Origin of the sequence: Frankia nepalensis (genome assembly GCF_016786325.1) — a bacterium.
GTDB lineage: Bacteria > Actinomycetota > Actinomycetes > Frankiales > Frankiaceae > Pseudofrankia > Pseudofrankia nepalensis.
Genome location: NZ_JADWYU010000170.1, coordinates 314 through 25,903, shown reverse-complemented (window position 1 = coordinate 25,903; position 25,590 = coordinate 314). Strand labels below are relative to the sequence as shown.

The 25,590-nt window shown below is 72.4% G+C and carries 21 protein-coding genes, 2 tRNA genes, 1 other RNA gene and 1 riboswitch; of the genes, 8 read left to right on the top strand and 16 right to left on the bottom strand.

Translation table 11 applies throughout. From position 1 onward, the window contains the following. Window positions 1-70 precede the first annotated feature (70 nt). From I6A81_RS26095 to I6A81_RS26085, 3 genes are all read right to left on the bottom strand, one after another. Entirely contained in the window at window positions 71-304 is a 234-nt protein-coding gene (locus I6A81_RS26095) for a DUF4279 domain-containing protein (protein WP_203010338.1), read from the bottom strand. Between the two features lie 913 nt (window positions 305-1,217). Continuing rightward, the gene (locus I6A81_RS26090; protein ID WP_203006125.1) at window positions 1,218-1,604 is read right to left on the bottom strand and encodes a hypothetical protein; all 387 of its coding nucleotides are present in this window, start codon (window positions 1,602-1,604) and stop codon (window positions 1,218-1,220) included. A 119-nt stretch (window positions 1,605-1,723) separates the two neighbouring features. After that, a complete protein-coding gene (locus I6A81_RS26085) occupies window positions 1,724-2,218 on the bottom strand; it encodes a hypothetical protein (protein WP_238430464.1) in 495 nt (164 codons plus the stop codon). 143 nt (window positions 2,219-2,361) lie between these two features. Here I6A81_RS26085 and I6A81_RS26080 point away from each other — a divergent pair, with 143 nt between their 5' ends. Beyond that, on the top strand, window positions 2,362-2,562 hold the full coding sequence (locus I6A81_RS26080) for a hypothetical protein (RefSeq protein ID WP_203006120.1): 201 nt from the start codon (window positions 2,362-2,364) through the stop codon (window positions 2,560-2,562). Window positions 2,563-2,773: 211 nt separating this feature from the next. Beyond that, the gene (locus tag I6A81_RS26075) at window positions 2,774-4,318 is read left to right on the top strand and encodes a toll/interleukin-1 receptor domain-containing protein (RefSeq protein ID WP_307874913.1); all 1,545 of its coding nucleotides are present in this window, start codon (window positions 2,774-2,776) and stop codon (window positions 4,316-4,318) included. 702 nt (window positions 4,319-5,020) lie between these two features. Here I6A81_RS26075 and recR read toward each other — a convergent pair. The 4 genes from recR to ffs all read right to left on the bottom strand — a co-directional run bounded on the left by recR (window position 5,021) and on the right by ffs (window position 8,840). After that, the gene (recR, locus tag I6A81_RS26070; protein ID WP_203006119.1) at window positions 5,021-5,620 is read right to left on the bottom strand and encodes a recombination mediator RecR; all 600 of its coding nucleotides are present in this window, start codon (window positions 5,618-5,620) and stop codon (window positions 5,021-5,023) included. A 24-nt stretch (window positions 5,621-5,644) separates the two neighbouring features. Continuing rightward, window positions 5,645-6,076, bottom strand: a complete 432-nt coding sequence (locus I6A81_RS26065; protein WP_407661385.1) for a YbaB/EbfC family nucleoid-associated protein — start codon at window positions 6,074-6,076, stop codon at window positions 5,645-5,647. A gap of 211 nt (window positions 6,077-6,287) precedes the next feature. Beyond that, entirely contained in the window at window positions 6,288-8,711 is a 2,424-nt protein-coding gene (locus I6A81_RS26060; RefSeq protein ID WP_203010337.1) for a DNA polymerase III subunit gamma and tau, read from the bottom strand. Window positions 8,712-8,743: 32 nt separating this feature from the next. Then, window positions 8,744-8,840, bottom strand: an RNA gene (gene ffs / locus I6A81_RS26055) — signal recognition particle sRNA small type. Between the two features lie 164 nt (window positions 8,841-9,004). Between ffs and I6A81_RS26050 the strand changes: the two genes are divergently transcribed. Together I6A81_RS26050 and I6A81_RS26045 are read left to right on the top strand one after the other, a co-directional pair. Next, a tRNA-Ser gene (locus I6A81_RS26050) sits at window positions 9,005-9,089 on the top strand. Window positions 9,090-10,630: 1,541 nt separating this feature from the next. After that, a complete protein-coding gene (locus tag I6A81_RS26045) occupies window positions 10,631-12,022 on the top strand; it encodes a pyridoxal phosphate-dependent decarboxylase family protein (protein WP_203006117.1) in 1,392 nt (463 codons plus the stop codon). Window positions 12,023-12,369: 347 nt separating this feature from the next. Here the strand turns inward: I6A81_RS26045 and I6A81_RS26040 are convergent, their stop codons facing one another. The 4 genes from I6A81_RS26040 to I6A81_RS26025 all read right to left on the bottom strand — a co-directional run bounded on the left by I6A81_RS26040 (window position 12,370) and on the right by I6A81_RS26025 (window position 14,800). Further along, window positions 12,370-13,011 carry an NAD(P)-dependent oxidoreductase gene (locus tag I6A81_RS26040; RefSeq protein WP_203006116.1) on the bottom strand — a complete coding sequence of 214 codons (642 nt, stop codon included), beginning with the start codon at window positions 13,009-13,011 and terminating at the stop codon, window positions 12,370-12,372. Between the two features lie 375 nt (window positions 13,012-13,386). Next, window positions 13,387-13,473: transfer RNA gene (locus I6A81_RS26035), tRNA-Ser, on the bottom strand. A gap of 149 nt (window positions 13,474-13,622) precedes the next feature. Further along, window positions 13,623-14,087 (bottom strand): tRNA adenosine(34) deaminase TadA, encoded by a 465-nt coding sequence (gene tadA, locus I6A81_RS26030; protein WP_203006122.1) that lies wholly within the window; start codon window positions 14,085-14,087, stop codon window positions 13,623-13,625. A 224-nt stretch (window positions 14,088-14,311) separates the two neighbouring features. Continuing rightward, on the bottom strand, window positions 14,312-14,800 hold the full coding sequence (locus I6A81_RS26025) for a tRNA adenosine deaminase-associated protein (protein WP_203006115.1): 489 nt from the start codon (window positions 14,798-14,800) through the stop codon (window positions 14,312-14,314). 622 nt (window positions 14,801-15,422) lie between these two features. Between I6A81_RS26025 and I6A81_RS26020 the strand changes: the two genes are divergently transcribed. The 3 genes from I6A81_RS26020 to I6A81_RS26010 all read left to right on the top strand — a co-directional run bounded on the left by I6A81_RS26020 (window position 15,423) and on the right by I6A81_RS26010 (window position 18,681). Further along, complete coding sequence (locus I6A81_RS26020; protein ID WP_238430462.1) at window positions 15,423-16,655, top strand: Mur ligase family protein; 1,233 nt, start codon at window positions 15,423-15,425, stop codon at window positions 16,653-16,655. Window positions 16,656-17,146: 491 nt separating this feature from the next. Next, window positions 17,147-17,902 (top strand): type 1 glutamine amidotransferase, encoded by a 756-nt coding sequence (locus I6A81_RS26015; RefSeq protein ID WP_307874914.1) that lies wholly within the window; start codon window positions 17,147-17,149, stop codon window positions 17,900-17,902. 134 nt (window positions 17,903-18,036) lie between these two features. Beyond that, entirely contained in the window at window positions 18,037-18,681 is a 645-nt protein-coding gene (locus tag I6A81_RS26010) for a hypothetical protein (RefSeq protein WP_203006113.1), read from the top strand. A 984-nt stretch (window positions 18,682-19,665) separates the two neighbouring features. Here I6A81_RS26010 and I6A81_RS26005 read toward each other — a convergent pair. The 3 genes from I6A81_RS26005 to I6A81_RS25995 all read right to left on the bottom strand — a co-directional run bounded on the left by I6A81_RS26005 (window position 19,666) and on the right by I6A81_RS25995 (window position 22,965). Continuing rightward, a complete protein-coding gene (locus I6A81_RS26005; protein ID WP_307874912.1) occupies window positions 19,666-20,661 on the bottom strand; it encodes a C40 family peptidase in 996 nt (331 codons plus the stop codon). Between the two features lie 81 nt (window positions 20,662-20,742). Then, window positions 20,743-20,917: riboswitch (cyclic di-AMP (ydaO/yuaA leader) on the bottom strand. A gap of 483 nt (window positions 20,918-21,400) precedes the next feature. Next, window positions 21,401-22,105 carry a hypothetical protein gene (locus I6A81_RS45765; protein WP_307874911.1) on the bottom strand — a complete coding sequence of 235 codons (705 nt, stop codon included), beginning with the start codon at window positions 22,103-22,105 and terminating at the stop codon, window positions 21,401-21,403. Window positions 22,106-22,269: 164 nt separating this feature from the next. Continuing rightward, window positions 22,270-22,965 carry a hypothetical protein gene (locus tag I6A81_RS25995; RefSeq protein WP_203007623.1) on the bottom strand — a complete coding sequence of 232 codons (696 nt, stop codon included), beginning with the start codon at window positions 22,963-22,965 and terminating at the stop codon, window positions 22,270-22,272. A gap of 318 nt (window positions 22,966-23,283) precedes the next feature. Here I6A81_RS25995 and I6A81_RS25990 point away from each other — a divergent pair, with 318 nt between their 5' ends. Further along, on the top strand, window positions 23,284-24,237 hold the full coding sequence (locus I6A81_RS25990) for a hemerythrin domain-containing protein (protein WP_203007622.1): 954 nt from the start codon (window positions 23,284-23,286) through the stop codon (window positions 24,235-24,237). Here the strand turns inward: I6A81_RS25990 and I6A81_RS25985 are convergent. Next, window positions 24,159-24,641: an NUDIX hydrolase gene (locus I6A81_RS25985; RefSeq protein ID WP_307874910.1), complete on the bottom strand. Its 483-nt coding sequence runs from the start codon at window positions 24,639-24,641 to the stop codon at window positions 24,159-24,161. The two genes, I6A81_RS25990 and I6A81_RS25985, sit on opposite strands and share 79 nt — an antisense overlap. Before the next feature lie 61 nt (window positions 24,642-24,702). After that, window positions 24,703-25,401, bottom strand: coding sequence for a TIGR03085 family metal-binding protein (locus I6A81_RS25980; RefSeq protein ID WP_203007620.1), 699 nt, complete (start codon window positions 25,399-25,401; stop codon window positions 24,703-24,705). Between the last annotated feature and the right edge of the window lie 189 nt (window positions 25,402-25,590).

Genomic DNA, 25,590 nt, shown 5'->3' with positions numbered 1-25,590 from the left:
TCCCGACCGACCTGCGCACCGCGCTCGCACTGATCGTCTGACCGGGCAGTGCGCACTAATTTGGCGGAAGTCAGGCCGCAGGCAGCAGCCGATCCAGGACGTGGTCGATCTGCTCGTCGACGGTCATGTACGGCTGCCGGCAGACGACCTTCCAGCTGTGCGACGCCGGCCTGATCATCGGTTCGGCCCTGCGGCTGCCGCGTATGGCCACCTCGTCGGGCTCGATGCCCAATCTCGCAGTCATCTCGGCGGCCGAGACGCCATCGGACTTCAACGCGAAGTACACGTACTGGCGCACACGCATGGCAGGAGAACCTACCCATGCAGTCTCCCTGAGCCCTCTTGCTGTCCGACGTCGAGACGTCGGATGGCGCCGCCTGACCTGCCCGCCAAGACCGATCCCGGCCTCCCGCCCGCAGCGCCCCCAACGCCACAGAGCAGGACAGGCCGGGGGCGACAGCCGTCAAGCATCAGGTGGGACCGAGATGTAAAGCATCACATGGGATCGGACAACCATGATCCATGATCGCCGTCGCGAATTTTCTGTAAGGTTTCAAGGCGCCCCTTCGGGGCGCGCGCCGCGCAGCGCCGCACACGGCACGCGCGGGCGGGGCCCCGTCAGCCCCGCCACGCCCCGGGGCCCCGCCTCGCTTCGCTCGGCACCCCGGGCGCGTCGGGCCTGCCACCCCACCCACGCGTGCCGGAGCGTCGGCGCGTCGCAACACCCGCAGAAGAAAGCGCCTGCCCGCGCAGCAGAACATTCGACGTCGCACGGCGACTGACAACGACGATGCGTCGCACGGCGGGCGGCAGGGGGTTCCCCATTCCCCGCTGGCGCCGAAGTGTCTAACGGGCCAGCGACGGCATCAAGGGCGCGCTCCGCGCGTCGGCTGCGCCGATCGCCTACGGCGACCCTTGACACCGCCACTGTCCCGCTATGTGCGGCACCCATGGGGGATGGGGTGGGGGGAAATGGGAGGGGACGCAACAGACGTCCACGGGTCGTGGCGTCGGCCGCTGGCGGCTGCGCACAGAGGCGACCGGCCACGCCGAGGCAGACCCGCCGCGCGCCTCCGGGGCTGTGCACGTCGCACGGCGACCGGCGGCAATCCCCAGGAGCGGCGTGCCAGCGCCGATCCAGGCCCAGAAGCGCGGACGGCCGGTAGCCCCCGCCAGGAAGGGCCTACCGGCCGCCGTGTCGTGCGCGCCCGCCAGGACTACGACCCGCCCGAGCACCGCCCGCCGCGCCGGTCGTGGACAAGGTCCGCCAGGACTACGACCGTTTCCGGAGCCAGGACGCGGACCGCGTCCAGGAGCCGAGCACCCGCCGCACCGTCCGGAGCTGCGTGCAGCAGTTCCCACAGCGCGAGCTGATACGGCGTGATGCCCCGATCCGGACCGGCCGCCGCACCCGTCTGCGGCACCCAGCCGCCCCCCGCGGCCGCCACCGCGTCCCCGTCCGCCACCGGGCCAGGCCACGAGCCGCCCGCAGGCGAGCCCACCGGACCACCATCAAAGATCAGCACGACCGCCGAGCTACCAGGCTCCTGCCGCGCGGTGTCCCGGTACACCGCACCGTCGAGCAGCCCCGCCAGCGTGGCCACGTCCCGAGCCGACGCACCCGCGTTCAGCGCCAACCCCGTACGGCCACCCCCCAGCGTCACCAGCCGCGCAGGCATCCACCGCGACGGCCACCCCGCCGAGCCATCCCGACCGCCGCCGCTCACCGGGCCACCGCCACAGCCGCGCCCGCGCTGATCAGCGAGTCGACCAGCGCCAGCCCGATCCGGTCACCGGTGTCGATCTCCTCGTGTGCGATCAGCAGCCGCACCCTCGCCCGGCGCAGCAGCCCCAACACGTGGATCTTCCCGGCTTCCGTCGCCGACAGCCGATCCCACGTGTCGACCACGACCACGTCGTACCGGCCCCGCTGCACCAGCCCGATCACCGACAGCCAGGCCCGGTACCCGCCGCCGATCTGGCCGACCGAACCACCCGCCGACCAGCCACGCGCCGCACACGCCGCCGTAAACGCCGCATGCTGACCGGGCACCTCCGCAGCCGAGCCCGACGCCTGACGAGTGAACAACACCGCCCGCACCGCCGGGCCGTGCACCCGAGCCCCCGGCAACGCCCGAGTGATAACCGCGAGCTTCTCAGCCACCGACAGCTCACGCTCACTGTCGCCGTTGATTCTCTGGTCTGCGACCATGGTCATGGTTCCAACTCCGCGAGGTTTGGGATCACGGACCTGGGACGTTGCCGCGTCTCAGGTCCACCTATAGCTATAGGATACCCGGCTACCCTATAGCCGTCAGGCGTTTGCGGATACCCGGCTACCCGTTAGCTAAGATCTTTGCCATGGCCCGGACGTTGGACGACCTGCGCACACTCGCCGAACGCGTACAGAAGGCGGAACGCGACCTCACCGCCGCCCGCCGAGAACGAGACGACGCCATCCGCGAAGTCCGAGCCGCCGGCGGCCACACCGTCCCCGCCATCGCCGACGCTGCCGGAGTCTCCCTGGCAACCGCCAAGATCGTTCTACGCGGCACATCCTGACCGCGACCTCCACCAGGACTACAGCCCAACCGGCCGAGCCCGAGGCCCACCGGGACTACGCGTTGCGAGGGCCTATGCCACCTTTCCCCCGGTCAGCCACATGCGGTCGGCGGCTATTGACTGACGTCGTGGGTGGCGCAGCATTCAAGATCGGCCACGTCACACCCCGTGCTGACGTCTGTGATCTGTGGGTGGTGCGAAGATCTGTGGTGTGGTGGCTTCGGGGGGTTCGCCGGGGGCGGACGGCTGGGACTTTTTCGTCTCCTACACGGCCGTTGACCGTGCGTGGGCGGAGTGGATGGCCTGGCAGTTGGAGGACGCCGGATATCGGGTGCTGATCCAGGCGTGGGACTTCGTCGCTGGATCGAACTGGCAGTTCCGCATGGAGCAGGGGGTCCGACGCGCGGAACGGACTCTCGCGGTCCTGTCCGCGGCCTACCTGGAGTCTGTCTACGGTCGTCAGGAGTGGCAGGCTGCCCAGGCCTCTGATCCCACTGGTTTTGCCCGCAAACTGCTCCCTGTCCGGATCGAGGACTGTCCGCGTCCGGGTCTGCTGGGCAGTGTCGTGTCCATTGACCTGTTCGGCCGGGCCTCGGGGGACGCGCACCGATATCTGCTTGACCAGGTCCGTGGCACCATCACCGGCCGGGCCAAGCCGGCGACGGCACCCGCCTTCCCGGTATCTGCGCGAAGCGCCCCACATGTGCAGGAACCTGCCTTCCCTCCCCCCGTCCCGCAGGCACCCGCGCTGTCGCCCGCCGGGCCCGGACCGATCGGTGTACCCTTCGCCGGCCACCGCGACAGCGTGTGGTCGGTCGCGTTCACGGCGGACGGGAGCACCCTCGCCACCGCAAGCCAGGACTGCACGGTGCGGCTGTGGGACGTCACCGACCCCACCCGCCCCCAATCGATCGGCCAGCCCCTCACCGACCACACCGCCCCCGTGTTGTCGGTGGCGTTCACGGCGGACGGGCGCACCCTCGCTACCGCAGGCGGGGACTGCACGGTGCGGCTGTGGAACGTCACCGACCCCGCCCGCCCACGACCGATCGGCCAGCCCCTCATAGGCCACACCGACGCCGTGTGGTCGGTGGCGTTCACGGCGGACGGACGCACCCTCGCTACCGCAGGCGGGGACTGCACTGTGCGGCTGTGGAACGTCACCGACCCCCGCCCCCAACCGATCGGCCAGCCCCTCACCGACCACACCGCCCCCGTGTTGTCGGTGGCGTTCACAGCGGACGGGAGCACCCTCGCCACTGCGGGCTGGGACTTCACGGTGCGGCTGTGGGACGTCACCGACCCCGCCCGCCCCCAACCGATCGGCCAGCCCCTCACCGACCACACCGCCGCCGTGATGTCGGTGGCGTTCACAGCGGACGGGAGCACCCTCGCTACCGGAAGCTGGGACACGACGGTGCGGCTGTGGGACGTCACCGACCCCGCCCGCCCCCAACCGATCGGCCAGCCCCTCACCGACCACGGCGGCGGCGTGTGGTCGGTGGCGTTCACGGCGGACGGGCGCACCCTCGCCACCGCAGGCGAAAACGAGACGATGCGGCTGTGGGACGTCACCGACCCCGCCCGCCCCCAACCGATCGGCCAGCCCCTCACCGACCCCGCCCGCCGCCGACCGATCGGCGAGCCCCTCACCGACCACACCGGCACCATGTTGTCGGTGGCGTTCACGGCGGACGGGCGCACCCTCGCCACCGCAAACGACGACGGGGCGGTGCTGCTGTGGTGGACGCGCTGAGCTGTCGTGATTCCCGCCGCCAGCCAGCCCACCCCTCGGCTAACTCGCCTATGGGCAAGGCTACGTAGTAACAAGTCTCGCAGACGAGTTCAGGGACGACCTGCGGTTTTCTGCCGCGACAGACCTAAGTATCTTGATCGTGAAGCAGGGTGAGCGGCCCCGGCGGTTGGCGCCCCAGCCGCGCCACGCCCACCCTCAAGTCCGTGCACGTTTGTAGTACCTAACGGACTCCCTCTAGGGACCGCGTTCTGACGGACAAGTCCGGGGACACGACACAAACGACCAAAGCAACCGGCCACCCGACCCCGGCGGGTCGGTCTCCGGACCTGTCCGCTGTCACGCGAGCCAGGGACCGCGTTACCGCGGACACTTCACCGGCACCGGCCCACGGCGCGGGCAGACCTTCGCCGATGCGGCACTTGTTCCGCGCCAGCCAGGGTCCGAGGAGTCTCGGACCCGTGCCACGGGCCGGCGCTGGCGAAGTGTCGGCCGTGGCGCGGTCCCCAGCACGCGTTCTCGCTGACACCCGGGCGCGCCACTCGCGGGGACGGGTGCGCGCCACTCACGGGGACGGGTGGGAGCGGGCAGGGCGAACGTCGCGGGGTAGGGCACCAGCCGCTTCCAGCCGCGCTGGGTGACGCCATGAGGAACTACGGCAGGCCGCCGTGATGCGTCGATCAGGTGGGTCAGGGCTCAGGTCGGTCAGGGCGAGACCGTGCGGCGGCCTTCGAAGGCGCGGCCGAGGGTGACCTCGTCGGCCCACTCCAGATCGCCGCCCATCGGCAGGCCGCTGGCCAGCCGGCTAACGGTCAGTCCCATCGGACCGATCTGGCGGGCGAGGTAGGAAGCGGTGACCTCCCCCTCGGTGTTCGGGTCGGTCGCCAGGATCAGTTCGGTCACCGAGCCGTCGGCCAAGCGCGCGATCAGCTCACGGATGTGCAGATCGTCCGGTCCGATCCCGCCGATCGGATTGATCGCCCCGCCGAGCACGTGGTAGCGACCGCGGAACTCCCGCGTCCGCTCGATCGCGACGACGTCCTTCGACTCCTCGACCACGCAGATCACCGTCAGGTCGCGTCGCGGGTCGGCGCAGATCCGGCACAGCTCGCCCTGGGCCACGTTGAAGCAGATCCGGCAGAACTGGACCTTCTCCTTGACCTCCAGCAAGGCCTTGGCAAGCCGCCGCACATCCGCTGGATCCGCGGCGAGGATGTGGAACGCGATCCGCTGGGCGCTCTTCGGCCCGATCCCGGGCAGTGCTCCGAGCTCGTCGATCAGATCCTGGACGACGCCTTCATACACCTGTGTCGCACCGATCCCGCGTCGTCAGCCGAGTCCAGGAGCGCCGGGCAGCCCCGGGAGACCGGGAAGCCCGGGCCCACCCAGGCCGCCGCCCAGCGATCCCAGCATGCCACCGAGCCCGCCGGTGGCCGCCGCCATCTTCTGCTCGGCCAGCTTGTGCGCGTTCGTCGTCGCGTCGCGCACCGCGGCCAGGATCAGGTCGGCGAGGGTCTCGGTGTCCGCCGGGTCGACGGCCTTGGGGCTGATGGTCAGGCCGACCAGCTCACCGCCGCCGTTCACCGTCGCGGTGACCAGCCCGCCGCCCGCGTCGCCGTCCACCCGGGCCTCGGCGAGCTCCTGCTGGGCGACCAGCAGCGCGGCCTGCATCTTCTGCGCCTGCTCGATGATCGACCCAAAACCGGGCGTCGCGTCGCCGCCCATGTCACCGAACGACCCCGGCGCTGCTGGATTCGACATGACCATGATCCTACGTCCGCTCCGGCCCGAACCCGCTTGCGCGGCTCAGGCCAGCGGTTGGCGTCCTGTCCGACATCGTGAGGGGCGCGAAAGACGCCGGTCGGCCCGCCGACGTCCAGCGCCGCGGCCTGATGGCCGCCCCGGCGGGAACGGCTGATGCCGGTGGGTCCGGGCGCGTGCGGGCCGCGCGAACGCCTCCGGGGGACGGGTACTAGCTGGCGCCGTGCTGTTCGATGACGGTCGCTCCGAGGCCGGCGCGGAGCAGTTCCACGGCCGCCGCCTCGCCGCTCAGCGCCGCCCCCGGGTGCGCGGGCATGTCCTCGTCGTCGAGCGACGGCTCGTCGGCCGCGACGGCCGTCGCGGCGCCGCCGCCGGCCAAACCGCCCATACCGGCGAACGAGCCCATGCCGACGCTGCCGGTGACCGGCGCGGCGGACGCGGAGACCGGCCCCCCCGGCTGCCCCGCGGGGCCCGATGACCGCGGGGGCACGCCGAACTCACCCCCGGGCCGCGGGCCAGGGGCGGCCGGGGCGGCCAGGGGAGCCATCCCCGGCCCAAGTGGCCCGCGCACGGTCGCCGCGACAGGCGAGCCGACAAGACCGGGCGAGCCCATGGGACCGGGCGAGCCCGCGGGGCCAGCGACCGCGGCCGCGGAGAAGGAGACCGGCGGACCCGCCGCGGCCGGCCGGGAGGCGGGCACCGAGGGGCCACCGGCCTGGCCTGGCCCGAACCCGGCCGGTGGCTGGGCGGCGAACCCCGTCGACGGGCGTGCCGTCGGGGCCACCGCCGGCCCCGACGCCGGCGTCATCCGCCCGCCACCGGGAGGCGAGTAGCCCGCCGGGGCCGCCGGACCCGCCGACGGCCTGGCCGGCCCGCCCTGCGTGGCGCCGCCCCGGCCGCCGCCGGCGCCCGGCTCACCGACCGTCACCCGCCAGCCACCGCCGAACTGGTCGGCGAGCGCCGAGCAGAGCACTTCGATGTGGCTGCCCTGGCTGAACATCTGCGCGATTCGCGGCGCGGAGAAACCGAGGAACACCTCGTTCGACCGGACGTCGAGCACGCTCGCGTGCTCGGAGAGCAGGGCCGCCGTCACCACCTTGCGCCGACGGGCGGCGGCGAGCACCTGGTCCCACATCGCGCGCACGGTCGCGGCCTCGGACCCGGCCCCGCCGCCTTCGGCCGCGGTGGCCGGCTGTGGGGCCGGCGGTGCCACCGGCGGACGGCCCACCGGCTCGGTCGGCCCGGTCGGCGGGGCTCCCCAGCCGCCGTCGCCGGGCCGGGCCGCCTGGCCCGCCGGTGACGGCGGCACCGGGCCGACCGCCCCGGGCACCGGCTCGGCGGTTCGAGGACGGGACTGGGACTCGGGCTGGGCAGGCCGCGCCGTCACCGTCCGGGCCTCGCCGCCCGGGGCCGCCTGGGCGGGCGCGGAGGCCGGCGCGGAGGCCGGCGCGGAGGGCGCTGGCGGGAGGCCCCCGCCCGCGGCGAGGCCGCGCTCCAGCCGCTCCAGCCGGACGAGCAGCGCCGCCGGGTCGGTGGCCGCGCCGGGCAGCAGCGCCCTGGCCAGGACGAGCTCCAGCAGCAGCCGAGGGTTCGCCGTGCCCCGCATCTCCGCGAGGCCGGCGTGCAGCACGTCGGCGGTCCGCGACAGCTCCGCGGGGCCCACCCGACCCGCCTGGGCCTTCATCCGCTCGATCTGGTCTGACGAGAACGCGTCCAGCAGGCCACGCTCGACCACGTCCGGCACCGCGTTGATCATGATGAGGTCGCGCAGCCGTTCGAGCAGGTCCGCGGTGAAACGGCGCGGGTCGTGCCCGGACCCCACCACCTTGTCCACGACGGTGAACAGCGTCGCCCCGTCCCGGGCGGCGAGCGCGTCGACGGCCTCGTCGAGCAGCACACCGTCGGTCATCCCGAGCAGCGCGACCGCCCGGTCGTAGCGCAGCCCCTCCGGTCCCGCGCCGGCCAGCAGCTGGTCGAGCACCGACAGCGAGTCGCGTACCGAGCCGGCGCCGGCGCGCACCACCAGCGGCAGCACCGACGGGTCGACCTCGACGCCCTCCCTGGAGGAGACCGAGGCCAGATGGTCACGCAGGATGCCCGGCGGCACCAGCCGGAAGGCGTAGTGATGCGTCCTCGACCGGATGGTGGCGATCACCTTGTCCGGCTCGGTGGTGGCGAACACGAACTTCAGGTAGGGCGGCGGCTCCTCGACCACCTTCAGCAGCGCGTTGAACGCCGCCGCGGTGACCATGTGCGCCTCGTCCACCACGAAGATCTTGAAGCGGGCCGAGGCGGGCGCGAAGAACGCCCGTTCCCGCAGGTCACGGGCGTCGTCGACGAGACCGTGCGAGGCGGCGTCGATCTCGGTGACGTCCATCGACGAACCGGTCCGGATCGACACGCACTGGTCGCACACGCCGCAGGGCTCGGGCGTCGGCCCCTGCTCACAGTTGAGCGAGGCGGCGAGGATCCGGGCCGACGACGTCTTCCCGCAGCCGCGCGGGCCGCTGAACAGGTAGGCATGGTGCAACCGCCCGGTCCGCAGTGCCTGCATGAGCGCCGACGTCACGTGCTCCTGGCCGACGACCTGGCTGAACGTCGCGGGTCGGTACCGGTTGTACAGCGCTGTGCTCACTGGCCTGCCCACCGCCCTGCCTAGCCCGCGAACGAAAGGACCCCTCGCGCACCCGCCAGAGCCCGCTTATCCTTGCTGCCTTCCGGCCCTGGGGAGGTTCACGAGGATGACGCCACACGAGGGGTCTGCTTCGCAGTCTAGCCCCCCGGCGGCGATCTTGACTTCCACCCCCGCCGCCCCGTGGCGGGGGCCTGCCCGGCCCGCGGACCGGCGTCCCGCGCCCAGGCCCAGCCGCCGGATCCAGAGGTCGCCCACCGCCCCAGACCCGCTGGACATCCGGTACTCTCGTCGGCGGAGGACTCGCCTAGTGGCCTAGGGCGCACGCTTGGAAAGCGTGTTGGGGGCAACCCCTCGCGGGTTCGAATCCCGCGTCCTCCGCTGGCTCAGCCTGTTCGCGGATCTTTGATCCGCTTCCCTCTGCGGGGACGCCATGTCTGCCCAGGGGGGCGACCCCCTGGAACCCCCGGGTCAGGGGCTCTGCCCCCGACACCCCCGGTGGCTCGTCCTTCGGACGTCGTGTCGTTTGTTGTGGTCATGGGGCCGTGTCAGCCTAGGTGTGGCCTCCTGGAACCCCCGGGTCAGGGGCTCTGCCCCCGACAGCCCCGGTGGCTTGTCCTTCGGACGTCGTGTCGTTTGTCGTGGTCATTTGGGGTCTGGGCTTGGCTTTGCTGGCGATCTTGGTCTCGGTGTGCTGTCGGGTTTCCGGGCGAGTTGGTGGTGCGTGGTCCGCCGTGCCTGGCCGCTCGTCTTGTGGTCTCATTTCGGGTCTCATTTGGCTTTGTCGTCGGGCGTCGGGTCGTTCGCGGGCCATGGTCGCCATGAGGCAGGGAAAGCAGCTGGTTCGGCGCCGGTCGGGCTGGGCGCCGAGGGGCGCCGGCCGTGGCGACAAGGCTCGCCGAACTGACTGACAACGACCGGCCCGGCCAGGCCTGACGGCGATGCTCTGGTGGAGGCATTCCGTAGCTTCGGGTGCTGGAGATGACGGGAATGTGCCGTCGGCGCCCGGGTCGGTCCCCGAGATCTTTGGGATAAGTCGGGCGCGTGCCGGTGCCGGCGCCGCTTCGCTCCGTGGCGCATGGCATGCTCAGGCGACGCTGGGCGGAAACCTCGCCGTGACCCACGGTCGGAGCCTGCCCTGGCCGGAAGGCGACGTGGCCCCACAGGGGCGCGGCCGGAGGCCGGAGCTGGCAAGGGGCCACCGCGCCGGCTCGACGGCGGCCGAGAGCCGTCGTCCAAAGGTTTCGACAGACATCTAGGAGGTCGTTATGAAGCGTGTCGGCATTGTCGTGCTGCTGGTCGCCCTTGTCACCGGTGGGTTCTTCCTGCGGCAGCGCAAGGGCAAGCAGGAGGTCTGAGCGGGCTCGTCCAGGGCCTTCCTGGACGAGCTCCACCTGTGCGGGCCTCACCGAGGTACCCGACGCCGGTGCCGGCCTCACCGAGGCACCCGACGCCGGTGCGGCCGTCGTATCCGCCGATGGTCGGTCGAGCCGCCCCTGGGGAACGGGCGGGCGGTGACGTTCCACGTGGCCGCCCGCATGTCACCCGGGCCTGAGTCTCCGTGCTCTTCGGGGCCTCGCGGTCCGAGGGGCGGAGTTGGATGCCTGGAACTGGGTGCCGGGAGCCGGGAGCACCTTGTCGGTTCCGTGTCAGGCGGGCCGCCGGCGCCCAGACGCGCCGGCCAGAGCAACGCCCTGCCAATGTCGTGTTCGGGTGTGGGTGTGCGCTCGTCCTGTCCGACGTGACGGGGAATCGTGTCAGACGCCAGCGCCACGACCGGCACCGTTTCGTGACCCTGACGTCTGACCGGACGGTCGGGATCCCCCAGGTGTCTGCCAGGGCGCGAGGCGGCGTGGGCGGGCCGCCGGCCATCGACCGGGCAGGCGTCGCCCGAGGCAGTACCAACTGGGAAAAGGCGCACTGTGCACCGCTATGACGCCCAGACGGCGGAGCTGGCCAGTGCCGTGTTGGCATACGCGCAGGAACGGATGCGGTTCGACCCGGCGCCGTTGGACGCGCCGATGTCGCCGGCCGAGCTCGCCGCCGCGGTCGGCGAGACGGTCACCCCCGACGGTCTCGGCGGCGCCGAGGCGCTGCGGCTGTATGACGAGGTGCTGGCGCGCGCCTGCATCTCGACGGATCATCCCCGCTATCTCTCGTTCATCCCGGCCGCGCCCACGCGGGCCGCGGTGCTGTTCGACCTGGTCGTCGGCGCCTCGTCGATCTATGGCGGCAGCTGGCTCGAGGGGGCCGGCGCGGTCTTCGCCGAGAACCAGGCGCTGCGGTGGCTCGCGGACCTCGCGGGCATGCCGGCGTCGGCCGGCGGGGTGTTCGTGCCCGGCGGCACCGTCGGCAACCTGTCCGCGCTGGTCACCGCCCGGGACGTGGCCCGCCGCGCCTGGGCCCGAGACGGCCCGGGTGGCACGGTGGGCGCCGCCGGGCCGCCGCGGTGGAGCTTCGTCTGCGGTCAGGAGGCGCATTCGTCGCTGGCCGAAGCCGCCCGGGTGATGGATGTCGACGTCGTCGTCGCCGCGTCCGACGGCCGTGGCCGGCTGACCGGGGCCACCCTCGCCGACGCGCTCGACGGCCTGCCGGCCGAGCGCCGCGCCGGCGTGTTCGCGGTGGTCGCGACCGCCGGCACGACCCAGTTCGGCCTCATCGACGACCTGCGCGGGGTGACCGAGGTCGCCGGGGCGCGCGGGCTGTGGGTGCACGCCGACGGCGCCTACGGGCTCGCGGCGTTGGCCGCGCCATCGGTGCGGCATCGCTTCGACGGCCTGGAACGAGTCGACTCCCTGATCGTTGACCCGCACAAGTGGCTGTTCGCGCCGTTCGACGCCTGCGCGCTGGTGTACCGCGAGCCGCAACTGGCGCGGGTCGCGCACACCCAGCAGGCTGGCTATCTGAGCGTTCTGGACACGCCCGAGGCCTGGAACCCGTCCGACTACGCGATCGGGCTCTCCCGGCGGGCCCGCGGGCTGCCGTTCTGGTTCTCACTGGCCGTGCACGGCACCCGCGCGTACACCGAGGCCATCGAGCGGGCACTGGCCACCGCGGCCGCCTGCGCCGACCAGGTGCGGTCGCGGCCCTACCTGGAGCTCGTCGGCGAACCCGAACTGTCGGTGGTCGTCTTCCGCAGAATCGGCTGGACGGCCGACGACTACCACGCCTGGTCGGGGCGTCTGCTGCGCGCGGGCTTCGCGTTCGTCACGCCCACCGTCCATCGGGGCGAGACGCTCGCCCGTTTCGCGATCGTCTCGCCCCTCACCACCGCGAAGGACACCGCCGAGATCCTCGACACCCTTCGGGCCTAACCCCGGGCCTAGCCTCGCCTTTCCACGTCTCGCCTTTCCGCGTCTCGTCTTTCCGCCTGGAGCGCGCGGACGCCCCCGGGGCCACGCGCCATTGAGTGGGCACCGGGGGCGGTAAAGCGCGCGCCCGCCGACGTCGACGTTGACGCCGGCGGGCCGTCAGGAGAGGTCAGGGCGGCCTCCGGAACGCCACCCCGGGCTGGTTAATAAGAACCTCTCCGGTCCCGCGCCGGAAAGAGCGCCGGCGCGGCCCGTTCTTCTCGAACTCGTCGATGGTCCTGGAAGAAAGGTGGCCGACGGGCGACGGCGAAACCCACGAAACTCCGCCTCCGCTGGCCGCCGCCCGATCGTCAGTAGCCGATGGTGTAACGCTTGTTGATGTGCTTGGCCTTGTCGATCTCGTCGACGATCGCGACGGCGAGGTCATCGGTCGACATGGCCATGTTGCCGCGGCCGTCGCGGACCGGCTGGTCGGTGCCGGTGCGGTAGGTGTCCCGGCGCTTCCCCTGGGCGAGCTGCACCGGCGGCGGGCAGATGACCGTCCACCGGACGCCCTTGGAGGCACGCAGCACGTCGAGCGCGTCCGCGTGGCCGAGCGCGTCCTTGCGCATGCCGTTCGGGAACTCGGGGTCGTCGAGGATGCGGGCGCCCTGCCCGTCCTCGAGGGTGCCGCCGTGGCCGACCTGGATGAGGCGCGGCCCGCCGTCGCCGAGCTTGGTCAGGGCGTCGACCGTCGCGCGGGCGGCGTTGGCCCAGACCTTCTTGTCGTTTCCGCCGACCGCGAGGACGACGGCGTCGGCGCCGTCCGCGAGGCTGTAGACCGAGTCACGCGAGGTGGCGTCCCCGGCGGCGGCGTTCGCCTTTCTGGACAGCTTGGCGAGCTTCGCCTCGTCGCGGGCCACAGCGGTGACCTTGTGGCCACGCCGGATCGCCTCGTTGACGACCGCCTGCCCAATCTTGCCGCTCGCGCCGAACACCACAACCCTTGCCATTCTGCGATACCTCCTGGCTGGGATCGGTTGTGCGCTTCTGCCCCCACCGGAAATCGCCCGCCGTAATCCGGCGCGGGCAGGAATAATTTCCTGGGCCACGCGGCGACCTTCCGGCCGGGTCATGGTCACACATTGTTTTCCGTTCGCCACGACTATTGCACGCCTCGCGGCCGCCGCAACCCGACCCCCGGATATACCCGCCCCGCCCGTGCGTCACCGCCCTTTCTCGGCCGAGGCATGCCGCCTGTCGCCAGTCGGCGGCACACATTTCCCCAAAAGGGTCGCGAAACCGAAAAAAAGATCCGGGGCAGCTACCCCGGATCCATCTCAGAGCCTGTGGCCGCCGCCAGTACGCCGGCGACGGAGCAATCGGAGCGGTGGAGGTGGGATTTGAACCCACGGAGGGGTTGCCCCCTCACACGCTTTCGAGGCGTGCGCCCTCGGCCACTAGGCGACTCCACCGGGAGTGAGCTTACTGGATGGCGGCGGCTTGTGGGGCGCCGGGCCTGTCTGAGTCGATGGTCTCGTCCGGCGGTGGGATGGGCGGGGCGCGGGGGTGTAGCGGACGGCGCCCCCTACGCGGCGGTCCGAGACCCCTCCTCCCGCCCGGGTCACGCGCGTTCGGCCGGCCGCCCCTGCCGGGCGGCGCGGCGAGCGGCGAAGAAGGCCGCGAGCAGCGCGGAGCACTCGTCGGCGGCGACGCCGACGACGACCTCCGGCCGGTGGTTGAGCCGCCGGTCCCGGACCACGTCCCACAGCGAGCCGACCGCGCCCGCCTTGTCGTCGACCGCGCCGTAGACGAGCCGGGCGACGCGGGCCAGCACGAGCGCGCCGGCGCACATGGTGCACGGCTCGAGCGTGACGACCAGCGTCGCCCCGGTGAGGCGCCATCCGCCGACCGCCGCCGCGGCGGCCCGCAGGGCGATGACCTCGGCGTGTCCCGTCGGGTCGCCGGCGGCCTCCCGGACGTTGTGCCCACGGCCGAGCACGGTGCCGTCCGCGCCCACGACGACGGCGCCGACCGGCACGTCGCCGCCCGCGGGAGCGCGCGCCGCCTCGGCGAGCGCGAGGCGCATCGCCGCCAGGTCACGGGTGACACCGGGCGGCACCGTCAAGCGCTCTGGCACCGCCAAGCGCTCTGGCACCGCCAAGTCCGCTGGCACCGTCGAGTTCTCTGGCGCCTTCCAGTCCTCCGGGCCCGCCGAGGGCTCCCGCGCCGTCAGGCGCTCCGGCGCCGCCGGGCGGGCCGCGGCCGGCTCGCGCGGCGCCTCGGGCCTTCCGGGCTCGCCGGCGGTCGCGGTCAGCCGCGCACCTCGTCGAGGATCTCCCCGGCGCCGGCGCGCTCGCTGACCGCCGCGACGACGTCGGCGGGCAGCATGCCCTCCTCGGCGATCAGCGAGATCAGGACCTCCGCCGGAGTGCCGAGGTCGTCAAGCAGATCGACGTCGCCGATCGGCTGCGCGTTCGGTGACACCGCCTCTTCCTCGTCGTCCTCGTCGCGACGTGGCGACGGCACCGGCAGCGCGTCGGCCAGCAGCGCCTCGGCCAGGTCCGAGGTGGCCAGCGCCCGCCGATCTGACAGGAAGACCCGAGGGTCTGTGGAGTCCTCGTCGATTCGGATGATCGCCAGGTACTCGTCGTCCTCCTCGACGAAGGCGACGACCAGGCCATCGCCGAGATCACGCATCACGTCGGTCAGCGCGTCGAGGTCCTCGAGCTGGGTGGGGTCGAGGTCGTAGGCCCTCCACCCCTCGTCGTCCCGCGCGATCGCGACGGCCTTGGTGCTCACCGTGGTGTCCTCACATCGTTGTCCCGGTCCGTGGCGCCGGGTCCGTGCGCCCAACTGGAGATTCTCGCGCTCCCTACCCGGCGCGGTGCAGCGCGTCACCTGTGCGTCCTGTGCCGCCGCCGGCACCCGCGGGCCGCGGGACCCACTATCCCTGGGGGTTCGACTCCGGGACAGGGTGCCGTCACGCTGGGACGTCGTCGTGGGGACGGTGTCACGGTGCCGTGGTGGCATGGCACTGTAAGAATCGCGTTGGCACCCGCCCCACCCGCACGGTGGGGATCCCGACGCCCACGCTCTACAACGAGAGGTACCGATCGTTGAGGTTCGCGGTTCACGGGCCGCCCCAACGGGCCGCCTCCCGGCGCGGTCACCCGGTCGCCCCGGGCGATGCCGCTGGCCGCGGGCGCCTCGACGTTCGCGGGCTGTCCGCGCGGGACATGAGGGAAGCCACGCGGTCCTCGGGGCCGCGAGCGGCGTATTTGGTACATAAGGAGATCATGGTGTCCGACGTGGGATGGCGTTTCCTCCGCCAAATGGCGGAGGCCGGCACGCCGCGCGGGCGATGACTCCGTTGCCGCGCCGTCTCTCCCTGAGGACCAGAGTGGCGCTCGCGGTCGAGCGAATGGCTTCCCAGGCCTCGCGCCGCCTTGGCCGCGGCTCGGGCGAGATGATCGGCGGCAAGCTCGCCCTTCGGGTCTCGCCACGCGCGCTCGCCGAGCTCGGCGGTGGCCGGCCGATCGCCTGCGTGTCCGCCACCAACGGCAAGACGACCACGACCCGGCTGCTGGCCCGAGCGCTGGGTACGCGCGGTCCGGTCAAGTCGAACAGCGGCGGGGCGAACATGGCGGCGGGTGTGCTGGCCGGCCTCGCGCGGCCGCCGTATGATGCCGCCGCCGCGCTCGAGGTCGACGAGATCTGGCTCCCGAGGGTCGCGCGTGAGGTCCGCCCACAGGTCGTGCTGCTGCTCAACATCAGCCGCGACCAGCTGGACCGGTCCAACGAGACTCGGCGGATCGCGGCCATCTGGCGCGAGCTGGGCGCCGAGCTCGACGGCTGCACCGTCGTCGCCAACGTCGACGACCCGCTGGTCACGTGGGCGGCGATGTCCTGGTCGAACCAGGTGTGGGTGTCGGTCGGGCAGAACTGGACCGCGGACGCGATGGTCTGCCCGCAGTGCGCCAGGCTGCTGCACCGCAACGAGTCCGGCTGGTGGTCGGAGTGCGGGCTCGCGCGGCCCGAGCCGATCGTCGCGGTGACCGGCCTCGACGAGATCATGTGGTTCGGCCGCACCATCAAGGCCTCGATCGGCCTGCCCGGTCGGGTGAACCTCGGCAACGCCGCGATGGCGGCGGCCGCGGCCCGGCAGTTCGGCGTCCCGATCGAGGAAGCGCTCGCGGCGATGACCGACCTGGGTGACGTGCAGGGCCGTTACCAGGAGGTTCTCCTCGGCTCGACCGGTACGCGGGCTCGCATGCTGCTCGCCAAGAACCCGGCGGGATGGGTCGAGATGATGGAGCTGATCAACTCCACTCCTCCGCGTTCGCTGGTCATCGACTTCAACTCGCAGACGGCCGACGGCCGCGACCCGTCCTGGATCTGGGACGTGCCGTTCGAGCGGCTCGCCGGCCGCCCGGTGCTCGTCACGGGGGAGCGCAAGGAGGACATGAGCGTGCGACTGGCCTACGCCGGCGTCCCACACACGGTGCACCAGGATGCCGAGGCCGCGGCCGACGCCGCCGGGGACTCGGTGCTGGACGTCGTCGCGAACTACACCGCGTTCCGAGACCTGCTCGTCCGGACCACGCCGGCCCCGCGCCGCGCGTCGCCCGTCCCCGCGCCCGGAGGCGTCCGGTGAGCCTGTTCGAGCCGGACCCGCGCCGGCGGCGCGGCCAGGGCCAGTACGGCCCCGGCGAGCACGGGTCGAACGTGTACGGTTCGGGCGAATATGGGTCGAACGAGCGCGGTTCGGGCGAATATGGGTCGAACGAGCGCGGTTCGGGCGAGTACGCCGAATATGCCGAGTACGGCGCGGGCGAGCGCGGCCCGGCGCCGTATGAGCGGCCGTACGATCCTTCGCCCGCGGACTACACCCGCCCGCTTCAGCAGCGGCCGGACTCCGTTCCGCCCGAACGCCCCTTCCCGGTGCGGCGGCCCGTTCACGGCGAGCCCGAGCCCCAGCCGGACGCCTACCAGCACCCGCCTCAGCGGTACGTGCCGCCGCGGCTGCCGGCACAGCACCTCTTCGAGCCGCCGGCCCCCTCGGCGTGGTCGGAGCCGGAGAGCCGGCCGCCGGCACGCCGGTCGGACTCGTTCCTGGACCAGGGCCGGTACCAGGAGCTGCCGGCGGTGCCCGCGGCCCGCGAGTCGACGACCAGGATCGCGCTCATCTACCCCGAGCTGCTGGGGACCTATGGCGACGGTGGCAACGCGCTCGTACTGACCCAGCGGCTGCGCTGGCGGGGGATCGCTGCCGAGGTGGTCAGCGTGCCCGCCGGCGAGCCGGTGCCCGCCGGCTGCGACATCTATCTGCTGGGTGGCGGCGAGGACGAGCCACAGACGCTCGCGGCCGAGGGCCTTCGGCGCAACAACTCGATCGAGCGGGCCGTCGCCGGCGGCGCCGCTGTGCTCGCGGTCTGCGCCGGCTACCAGGTGATCGGCCAGAGCTTCCCGGCCGGCGGGAAGATCCACGATGGGCTGGGTCTGCTCGGGGTCGAGACCAGGCGTTCGTTCGACCCGCCGGACGCGCCGTTGCCGCCGCGGGTCGTCGGGGACATCGCCCTCGACCCGGACCCGTCGCTCCGCCTGCCGCTGGTGCTGGGTTATGAGAACCACGGCGGTCGAACCAGGCCATTGCCAGGGGCTCGGGGCGTTCCGTTCGGCAAGGTTCGAATTGGCCTGGGCAACGGGATCCCCGAGGGTACCGACGGCCTGGTCGAGGGCACGGTGCTCGGAACCTACCTGCACGGTCCGGTGCTGGCGCAGAACCCGGCGGTCGCCGATCTGTTGCTGACCTGGGTGCATGGCCCGCTGCCCGCGCTGCCCGGCCCACCGGAGGTCGACGCCCTGCGCGCGGCTCGCGCCCGCGCGCTGCAGATCGCTTAAGCGGTGGCGCGCGAGCGGTCGTCCGGTCGACCGCCGAGCTGACCTCGCCGAGATGACATTGAGGCAACGCCCAAGGCCACATCTGTGCCGCAAACCGGCGCCATCCTGGTGCGCTGTGTGGTTCGGTTGTGGACGTGGCCGCGAATCCGCTCACTACCTGGTGGGGTAAGAACCGCAAGACGGTGATCATTGCCGGTGTGGTGATCATCGTGCTCTATGGATGCCTGAAAAGCGGCGGTGCGGCGGACACCCAGGAGCGGGAGATCCCGAACCGGTACGCGTCCGAGGGACGAGTACTGCAGGTGCACGCCCAACGGAACGCGAAGGATCCACTCCCGCTCGTCATCGTCCTTCCTGATAACAACACGAAGACAAAGACGTTCGAGACGGACAGTGAGGTGTCGGACCTCGCCAACCAGAAGGACTTCGCGCTCGTCTACGCGGAACCGGTCGGCGGGGAATGGCGGGTGGATCCCGCTGGCGCGGACGCCCAGTACCTGAAGGACATCATCACCTACGTCTCCAACGACTGGACGGCGATCGATCCGGCTCGGATCTATATCTGGGGCCTGGGCGAGGGAGCTCGCCAGGCGCTGGCCGTCGCCTGCGCCAACCCTGGGCAGTTCGCGGCGATCGGCGTCGTCGGTCAGTTCGCCCCGGACCCCGGCCCGGACTGCGGCGCCCAGGTGCCGACCGCCCGGGAGCGGGAGGCCTCATGGGACGAGGAGGTCTCCAAGCGGCTGTGGAGCTTCTCCGAGAACAAGATCCGCGGATCCTGAGGTTCTCTTCGTTGGCCTTGGCCTTGGCCTTGGCCTTGGCCTTGGCCTTGGCCGAGGCGGGGGCGGGGGCGCGGCGGTGGCCGACCCGCTGAGTGGTCCGCCGGTGGCGCGGAACGTTCCCGTCGCGGTCTCGATCGCCTGAGGACCACGCGGGCGGCCTCAGCCTGTTCGACGGCGACGGCCGCCCGGGTGATCTGGCTCGGTTCTCTGCCGTCCGATGAGCCGACGCTCGTCTCGGTGCCTCGGCGGCGCGGACGGCGGCGAGGGCCGACGTGCCGCCCGCCCCCGCCAGGTGGGGGGGGAAACCCGGCGGGGGCGGGCGAGCTCTGGGCTGGCCCCGCGCCTGGCGCGGGGCCGGAGGTGCTCGGTCGTAGGCGGTGGGCGCGGGCCTCGGTCACGGGTGACGACCGGCGTCCTGCTCGCGTCCGGGCCCCTCCCGGGGCTGCTGGCTTCACTGCGCGGGCGGCCGGTGCCGCCCCACCGGATGGGGGGGAGGAATCCGATGGGGCGGCACCATGCCCGGCCCGGGAACCGGGGGCGAGCCGGTCGGGCCGCCGCCGGCCGAGGGGGGTTCGGCTGGCGGTAGTCCGCTGGTGAACTCGAGGACGGGAGGGGGTAGCCCTCGATGCCACCGGCGGACGATCTTGGGGTGGGAAGCCAGGAGGCGGGTCAGGTCCGCGGAGGCGAGGACGAGGTCACCGAAGGTTGGTTCCGGTGACCCCGACCGGGCGGCAGACCCGCACGACCGGAAGGGGTGTGATTCTGGCGGCCAAGCGCCGACAGTCCTTCCGCGAACCGGTGGTTCGGCGTCGCCCGAGCATCAGCCCGGATGACGAGAAACCACCGAGTTCGCGCAGAGGACGTGGCACAGGCCGAGCGGACCGGGCGCCGGGTCCAAGGAGCGCCGTAGATGGGTCGTGGCCGAGGGCGAGCGTCGAGGGAGGGGGCCCGGCGACTCTGCCAACCGACGGTCACTTCCCGGTGCTACAGGACGCGCCCGACGTGGTAGCTCGAGCTCCAAATGGTCTGCAGCTGGACCACCGAGCCGGAATGCGGCGCGGCCCACATCTTGCCGTCACCGGCATAGATACCGACGTGGTAGATGTTGCCCGGGCTGCCGAAGAAGATGAGGTCGCCGACTTCCTTGTGAGACGGGTCGACGTGGATCGTCGCGTTGTACTGGGCCTGCGCGGTCCGCGGCAGGGACCGGCCGAGCTGCCGGTAGACGTACTGCACGAGGCTGGAGCAGTCGAACGAATCCGGGCCGTTGGCGCCGTAGACGTATGGCTTGCCGGCCTGCAGTGAGGCCAGGTACACGGCCTTGGAGCCGAGATCGCCGTTCGTCGGGGCGTTGACCGTGATCCCACGCGCCGGGGAGACCGCCGGCCGCTCGACGACGCGCAGCGTGCCGACGTTGTCCGAGACCGCGGACTGCAGCGCGTCCGTGCCATCGAACACCGCGGTGATCTCCGTGGTGGTCAGCACCCGCGCGGTGTACGAGGTGTACCCGTCGTTGTTCGTCGTCAGGTGCAGGAAGGTCGCGAAGCCGGTCGGCAGCTTCACCTGGACCTTGACCAGCTGGTTAGCGAGCGGCTGGTTGGTGTCCTTGTTGGTGAGCTTGAACCCGACCTGGACCGGCTGGTCCGCGTAGACGCTGATGTCGGCGTCCGTGATGCTGAGCCCGACATCCGCCTTGGCCGTCAGCGTCGGCGCGGTCGTGTCGGCGCCCACGGCGGGGTCGGCGTCACTGAGGGTCGAGGCGAGGCTCACGGGCCGGATGACGGCGTCGCCGCCGGTCGAGCCACCACCGAGGGCGCTGGCGAGAGCGAGGCCGGAGGTGACCGCGCCGTCCTCGCCGAAGCCGTCGGACGCGTTGTCGGTGACCGGGGAGCAGCCGGCGAGGGCTATGCCGCCGATCGCGATGGCGCCGGTCGTGGCCGCGGCGACCGCGGTGCGGCCCCGCTGTTTAGCGATCTCCACACCGGACAGACCACGATGACGACCCCGACTGGTACTAGGCCGGTCGTCGATATCCCACTGCACAGAGGGCGCGGACAAGACTGGTCCTTCCCGTACGCCTGCGAGGTGAGCTGTCGGGTTCGGGCTGGGCTGCCCGGCCCTCGCGCGGTGGACGCGCGAAGGGCTTCACCCCAAGGCCGGCGCCGGGGCGCTGGCCGGTCTTACGGAGGTGGGTCCCCCGCTCCTGCCCGAGGTGACGACTCGGAGGGGACACCAGGACCGCGGGCAGGATTCGGCGTTCGGTCCGGTGTTGAGCCTGTTGTCGTGGACGAGACTAGTCCACTGGGGTCATGCCGGTAAACGTGGGTCCCCCCGATACGTCCGAACTGTCGGTTCGTGGGCGTCGCGTCCCGGCGTCGCGACGATGGTCGCTGAGAGCCATGGACCGGGACGCCCCTGGGTGGACGGCGAGCTGCCCACCGATCTGATGGGCACCCCGAGTAGCTAGAACACTACTTGCAGATTTGATGCTGGGATCGGATGACTACGACTGGACCACGGACTGTGGTTGGGATTGGGGGGTGTCGGATAGCCCGCATCCTTATGCACAGTGGTCCTATTGGGCTGGTTCGGTGCGCCTGGTACCTCGATCGGGGGATGTTGTCCGGGCACTAGGTCCCTGGTTAAAGGACTAAGGTCACAAGATGACAAACATACGTCCCGGGATCTCCAAGCGCATTGTGCTCATTACGGTCAGCGTTTAAGGCCGAGGCCGGGGAGCGCGCCGAGTGACAAAGCCGGCGCGGTCCAGCACCTGCAGCTCGATGGCCAGCTCGACGACCTCGCGGGGCAGGGTCCGGTAGGTCGCCTGCATCGCCTCGACCGCGGCCCTGGCCCGCTCGGCGAGCTCATCCAGCGCGTGCTGGCGCTGCCGCATCCGGGCGCGCTCGTCCTGGATGGTGCGCACCGTCTCCTCCTGCCAGCGCCGGGTGAGCAGCAGGTGCTCGCTCGCGTCCGCGGCCTGGCGCTCGGCCTCCTCCAGCCGCCCCAGCAGCTGGTCCAGCTGCTCGAGCCGGTCGGCGAGCTCGGCGATGAGGTCGTGCCGCACCATTCCGCTCAACCGCTGCCGCCGGTCCCATCCATCCGCGGCCCCGGGCTCCAGCGCGGAGTCCGGCTCGCCCGGGACCGGCGGGCCGGCCAGGGAGTCCGAAGGGACCAAGGTGTGCGAGCCGGCCGTGGCCAACGCGGCGCCGGGGTGCCCGTCGTCCGGGATCCGCCAGGGCCCGGTCCCGCTGACGTCTGTCCCGGGCGAGTCCCCGAGTTCGGCGGCGACGCCCTCGACCGCGGCGGTGACGTCGTCGATCCGCAGGTCGGCGGTGCCGTCGGGCACGGTGGTGTGGACGTACACGCTGGCAGGCGCCCGTTCCGTCTCACTGAGGCTGGGCGAGCCGGTCACATCCGACACGGTAGGTAACGGTAGCGGAGGCTTCGCCGCAACGGGCGGGGATGTCTCGTCTCGCTGGAGACAGAGCTGAGTCAGAACGAACACCCATGGTCCGACCGGACTAGTGCGTTGTGGGTGGATCATCGGCCGCGCGCACGCGTCCACCGGGATCCAGGAAAAGGGTGCTAGCTCGCCGGACCGGTCGCGCGGTGGGTGGCCGGCACCGACACCGGCACCGGCACCGGCGCTGACACCGACGCTGCCGCCGGCAGGTCCGGCGCGTGGCGGAGGTGGCGGCTCCAGCCACCCTCGACGATCTCGCCGCCGGCGTCGACCACCGCCCAGTCGATCACCTGGTCCAGCTCGACGGTGCTCGCCCGGCCCATCCGAATGTGCGCCAGCGTCGGGTGCACGCCGTCGTTGAGGCAGCGTCCCCGCAGCTGGGCCGGGACCCGCCACGACTCGACCAGCACCCAGGGGGCCTCGTACCCGCCAGGGACGGGCAGCCGGAGCCGGACGATGAGGTGGCCGAGCGGGGGCAGTTCGCCGCGCCGGAACCGCTGCCGGAGCTGGCCAAGCCGGGCGTGCGCGGCGCTGGCCGCCCGTGCCGCCCATGGGTCGGCGACGCGGCCCGGCTCCGCCGCCGCCGCCGCGCCCGCGCCGACCGAGGCGGCCGGCATGGCCATGACTGAGTCGATCGGAGCGGCGGCGACGCTTACCGGGTCGGTCGTGGCCGCGCGGGCCGGCGTGAAGCGGCGTGCCTCGACGACGCCGACGGCGGCAAGCGCGCCGTCCGGCGGCGTGTACCTCTCGAACCGGCGAAACCGGTTCGAGAGGTAGGCCGAGGAGTCCGACGACTCCGGGGCAACGGTGCCAGCCATATCGGCAGGGTAGCGGACATCTTCCGCAGGGTAGAAACCGGATGCGTTTCCTCGGCCGCAGATGCGAGCATCCGCTACGCATAGCGACCTCTGGCGACGCGCCTCGCCGCTCGGTGGCTTCGTCCCCGCTCGAGGAGACACGTTGGGTCACCCGTCGGGTGACGTGACACCTCGGTGACGTGACACATCGGTGGACATAGCGCCGACGTGGCGGGTGGCCGCCATAGTGCCGTCGTTCGCGGGCAGAAGTCCTCCGGATGCGCGCGGCGGGACACCGGTCTCGCGGTCACGCCTCGGCGCGCAGCTAGGAGGTGGCAGATGCCCACTCTCAGACATCGACGGACCTCGGCGCGGCCGACGCCGACCATGCTACGGAGACTGACCGGATTCTGGCCGAGCCGGTCGCGCCGGGACCACGACGCGACCGCCAGCCCGGCCGCGCCCGCGGACTCGGCCACGGGCTCGGCCGCCCGCGCGAACGGCGCCGCGGGCGGGGGCGTGCTCATGGGTGCCAGTGGCGGCCTGGCTCCCGACGGGCTGGCCCGGCTGGTGGGGCCGGTGCACCGGGACGCGACTCGGCTCACCGCCTGGTCCACCACGCCGACCCCGGGCGCCGACCCCCGCCTGGTCCACCGCGCCGGCTACGCCGCCGTCGCCGCGATGTGCGCGCACCTCGACACGATGCACCGGGTCGTCTACCCCAGGGTCGCCAGCGCGTTGCCACACGCCGAGGGCCGCCTGGCCCAGCTGCGCGCTGGCGCCCACGACATGTTGGTGACCATGCAAGGGATCCAGCAGTACGCGCAGGGCGACACGCACTGGCCGAGCGCCGCCGTCTCCGAGCTGCGCGGCGACCTCGCGACCCAGATCTCGGACCATGCCCGCGAGGAGGAGTCGCTGCTGCGCGAGTTCGACGGGGCTACGCCGGCCGCGGAGCGCAACCGGCTCGTGGCCGAGTACGAACGGATGCTCCCGCGGGCGCCCAGCCGGCCGCACCCGTACCTGATGCGCGGCCGGCTCGCCGGCCCGCTGGGCCTCTTCCTGGCGCGGTGGGACGGCGTGCTGGACACGATGGACTCCCGGGTCGTCCTCGGGACGCCGGTCCGCGCGCCGAGCGAGGTCGGCCGGTGGGGTGCCTGGCTGCTCGGTCAGCCGCCGGCGCGCGAGTCGCGGCCCGCGGACGTCACGCGGGGTCAGGCCACCTCGACGGGCTCGGAGCGGGGGCCGGCGGCGAGCCAGCCGGTGACGAGGTCCACCAGCCCGCGCGGGTAGATCGTCTCGGCGCTGGCGGTCACCTCGGTGACCGTCCACCAGGCCCAGCCGAGGGTGGACCGCTTCTCCAGATCGGTCCACCGCGCCGGGTCGACGTCGACCCGTTCGGGAAGCCGCACGACGAAGAACGACTCCCGCTGCACGTAGGGCTTGCCGCCGAAGGTGAACCGGGTGGTCCTGGTCCCCACCGTCGGCCCGACCGCCGGCAGCCGGATGCCGACCTCCTCCGAGATCTCCCGGATCGCGCCCTGCTCCGCGCTCTCGCCCGGGTCCAGGCCCCCGCCCGGCACATGCCACCACGTGGGGGAGTCCTCGAGGGACGGGTCGTGCGAGCGGATCAGCAGGAACGAGTCGGACGGGTCGACCAGCACGACCCGGGCGGCCACGCGCGGGATGGGTTCCACACGCCCAGTCTTGCCGGTTCCGTCCGTCGCCGGGCCTGGGCGCCGCGCGAGGTAGGCCTGGTCACAGCCCGAGGCGCGCGGTCGCGAGGGCGGCCACGAGGTCCGGATCTCCGATGATCTTGACCTGGGCGCCGGCGCGCCGGCCATAGCCGTAGAGCAGCAGGTCGGCGGCCGTCCCGATCAGGGTCACCGCTGGATCGCCCTTGCGGGCCACCGTCTGACCGGGCCCGTCGGTGCGTTCCAGCAGCACGCCGAACGGCACCCGCCGGTAGGCGACCCGGGCGAACCGGCGCGCTGCCGCCCAGAGCTTCTCGCGCAGCTCGGGGGAGAGCTCACGCGGCCCCAGCGCGCCGACCGCGCCCCCCGGAGTCGAGGTCCCGCCCGGGCCGGCGGCGGCCTCCCCGGGCGGTTGGGCCGGTGCCCGGCGCACGTCCTCGGCGTGGATGAAGAACTCGATGAGATTGGTGGCGTCGTCGAACGCGCCGAGCCGTGACGGCTGCCAGCGCGGCGGCCCCGACCGGAAGATCTCCACGAGCTCGGGGAAGGTGTGCTTCTCCCTGGTCGCCCGCTCGGCCCGCTCGGTGACGCCGTGCAGCTTCGGGATGACCAGCCCGGGGCCCGCCTTGAGTACTCGTTCCCGGGTGACCAGGTGCGCGACCAGGTCGTAGGTGTCCCAGCCCTCGCACAGCGTCGGGTGACCAGGCCCCGCCGCCTCGATCACGTCGGCGAGCAGCGCCCGTTCGTCCCGTGCCCGTCCCATATCCGTTCACTGTAGAACCGAATCCATTTGAGCGCCCGCCCAAACACCCAACCACCCGCCGGGCCAGGAGTGTCGGGGCGCCCCGCGCCCCCGACCACGTCCCTGCCGGATCGGCGTAGCCCGGGGTCCCTGCCCGGTCGCCGTCGTCGGTCCCGCCGGGGGGGGGGGTGGGATGGGGTGGGGCAGGTG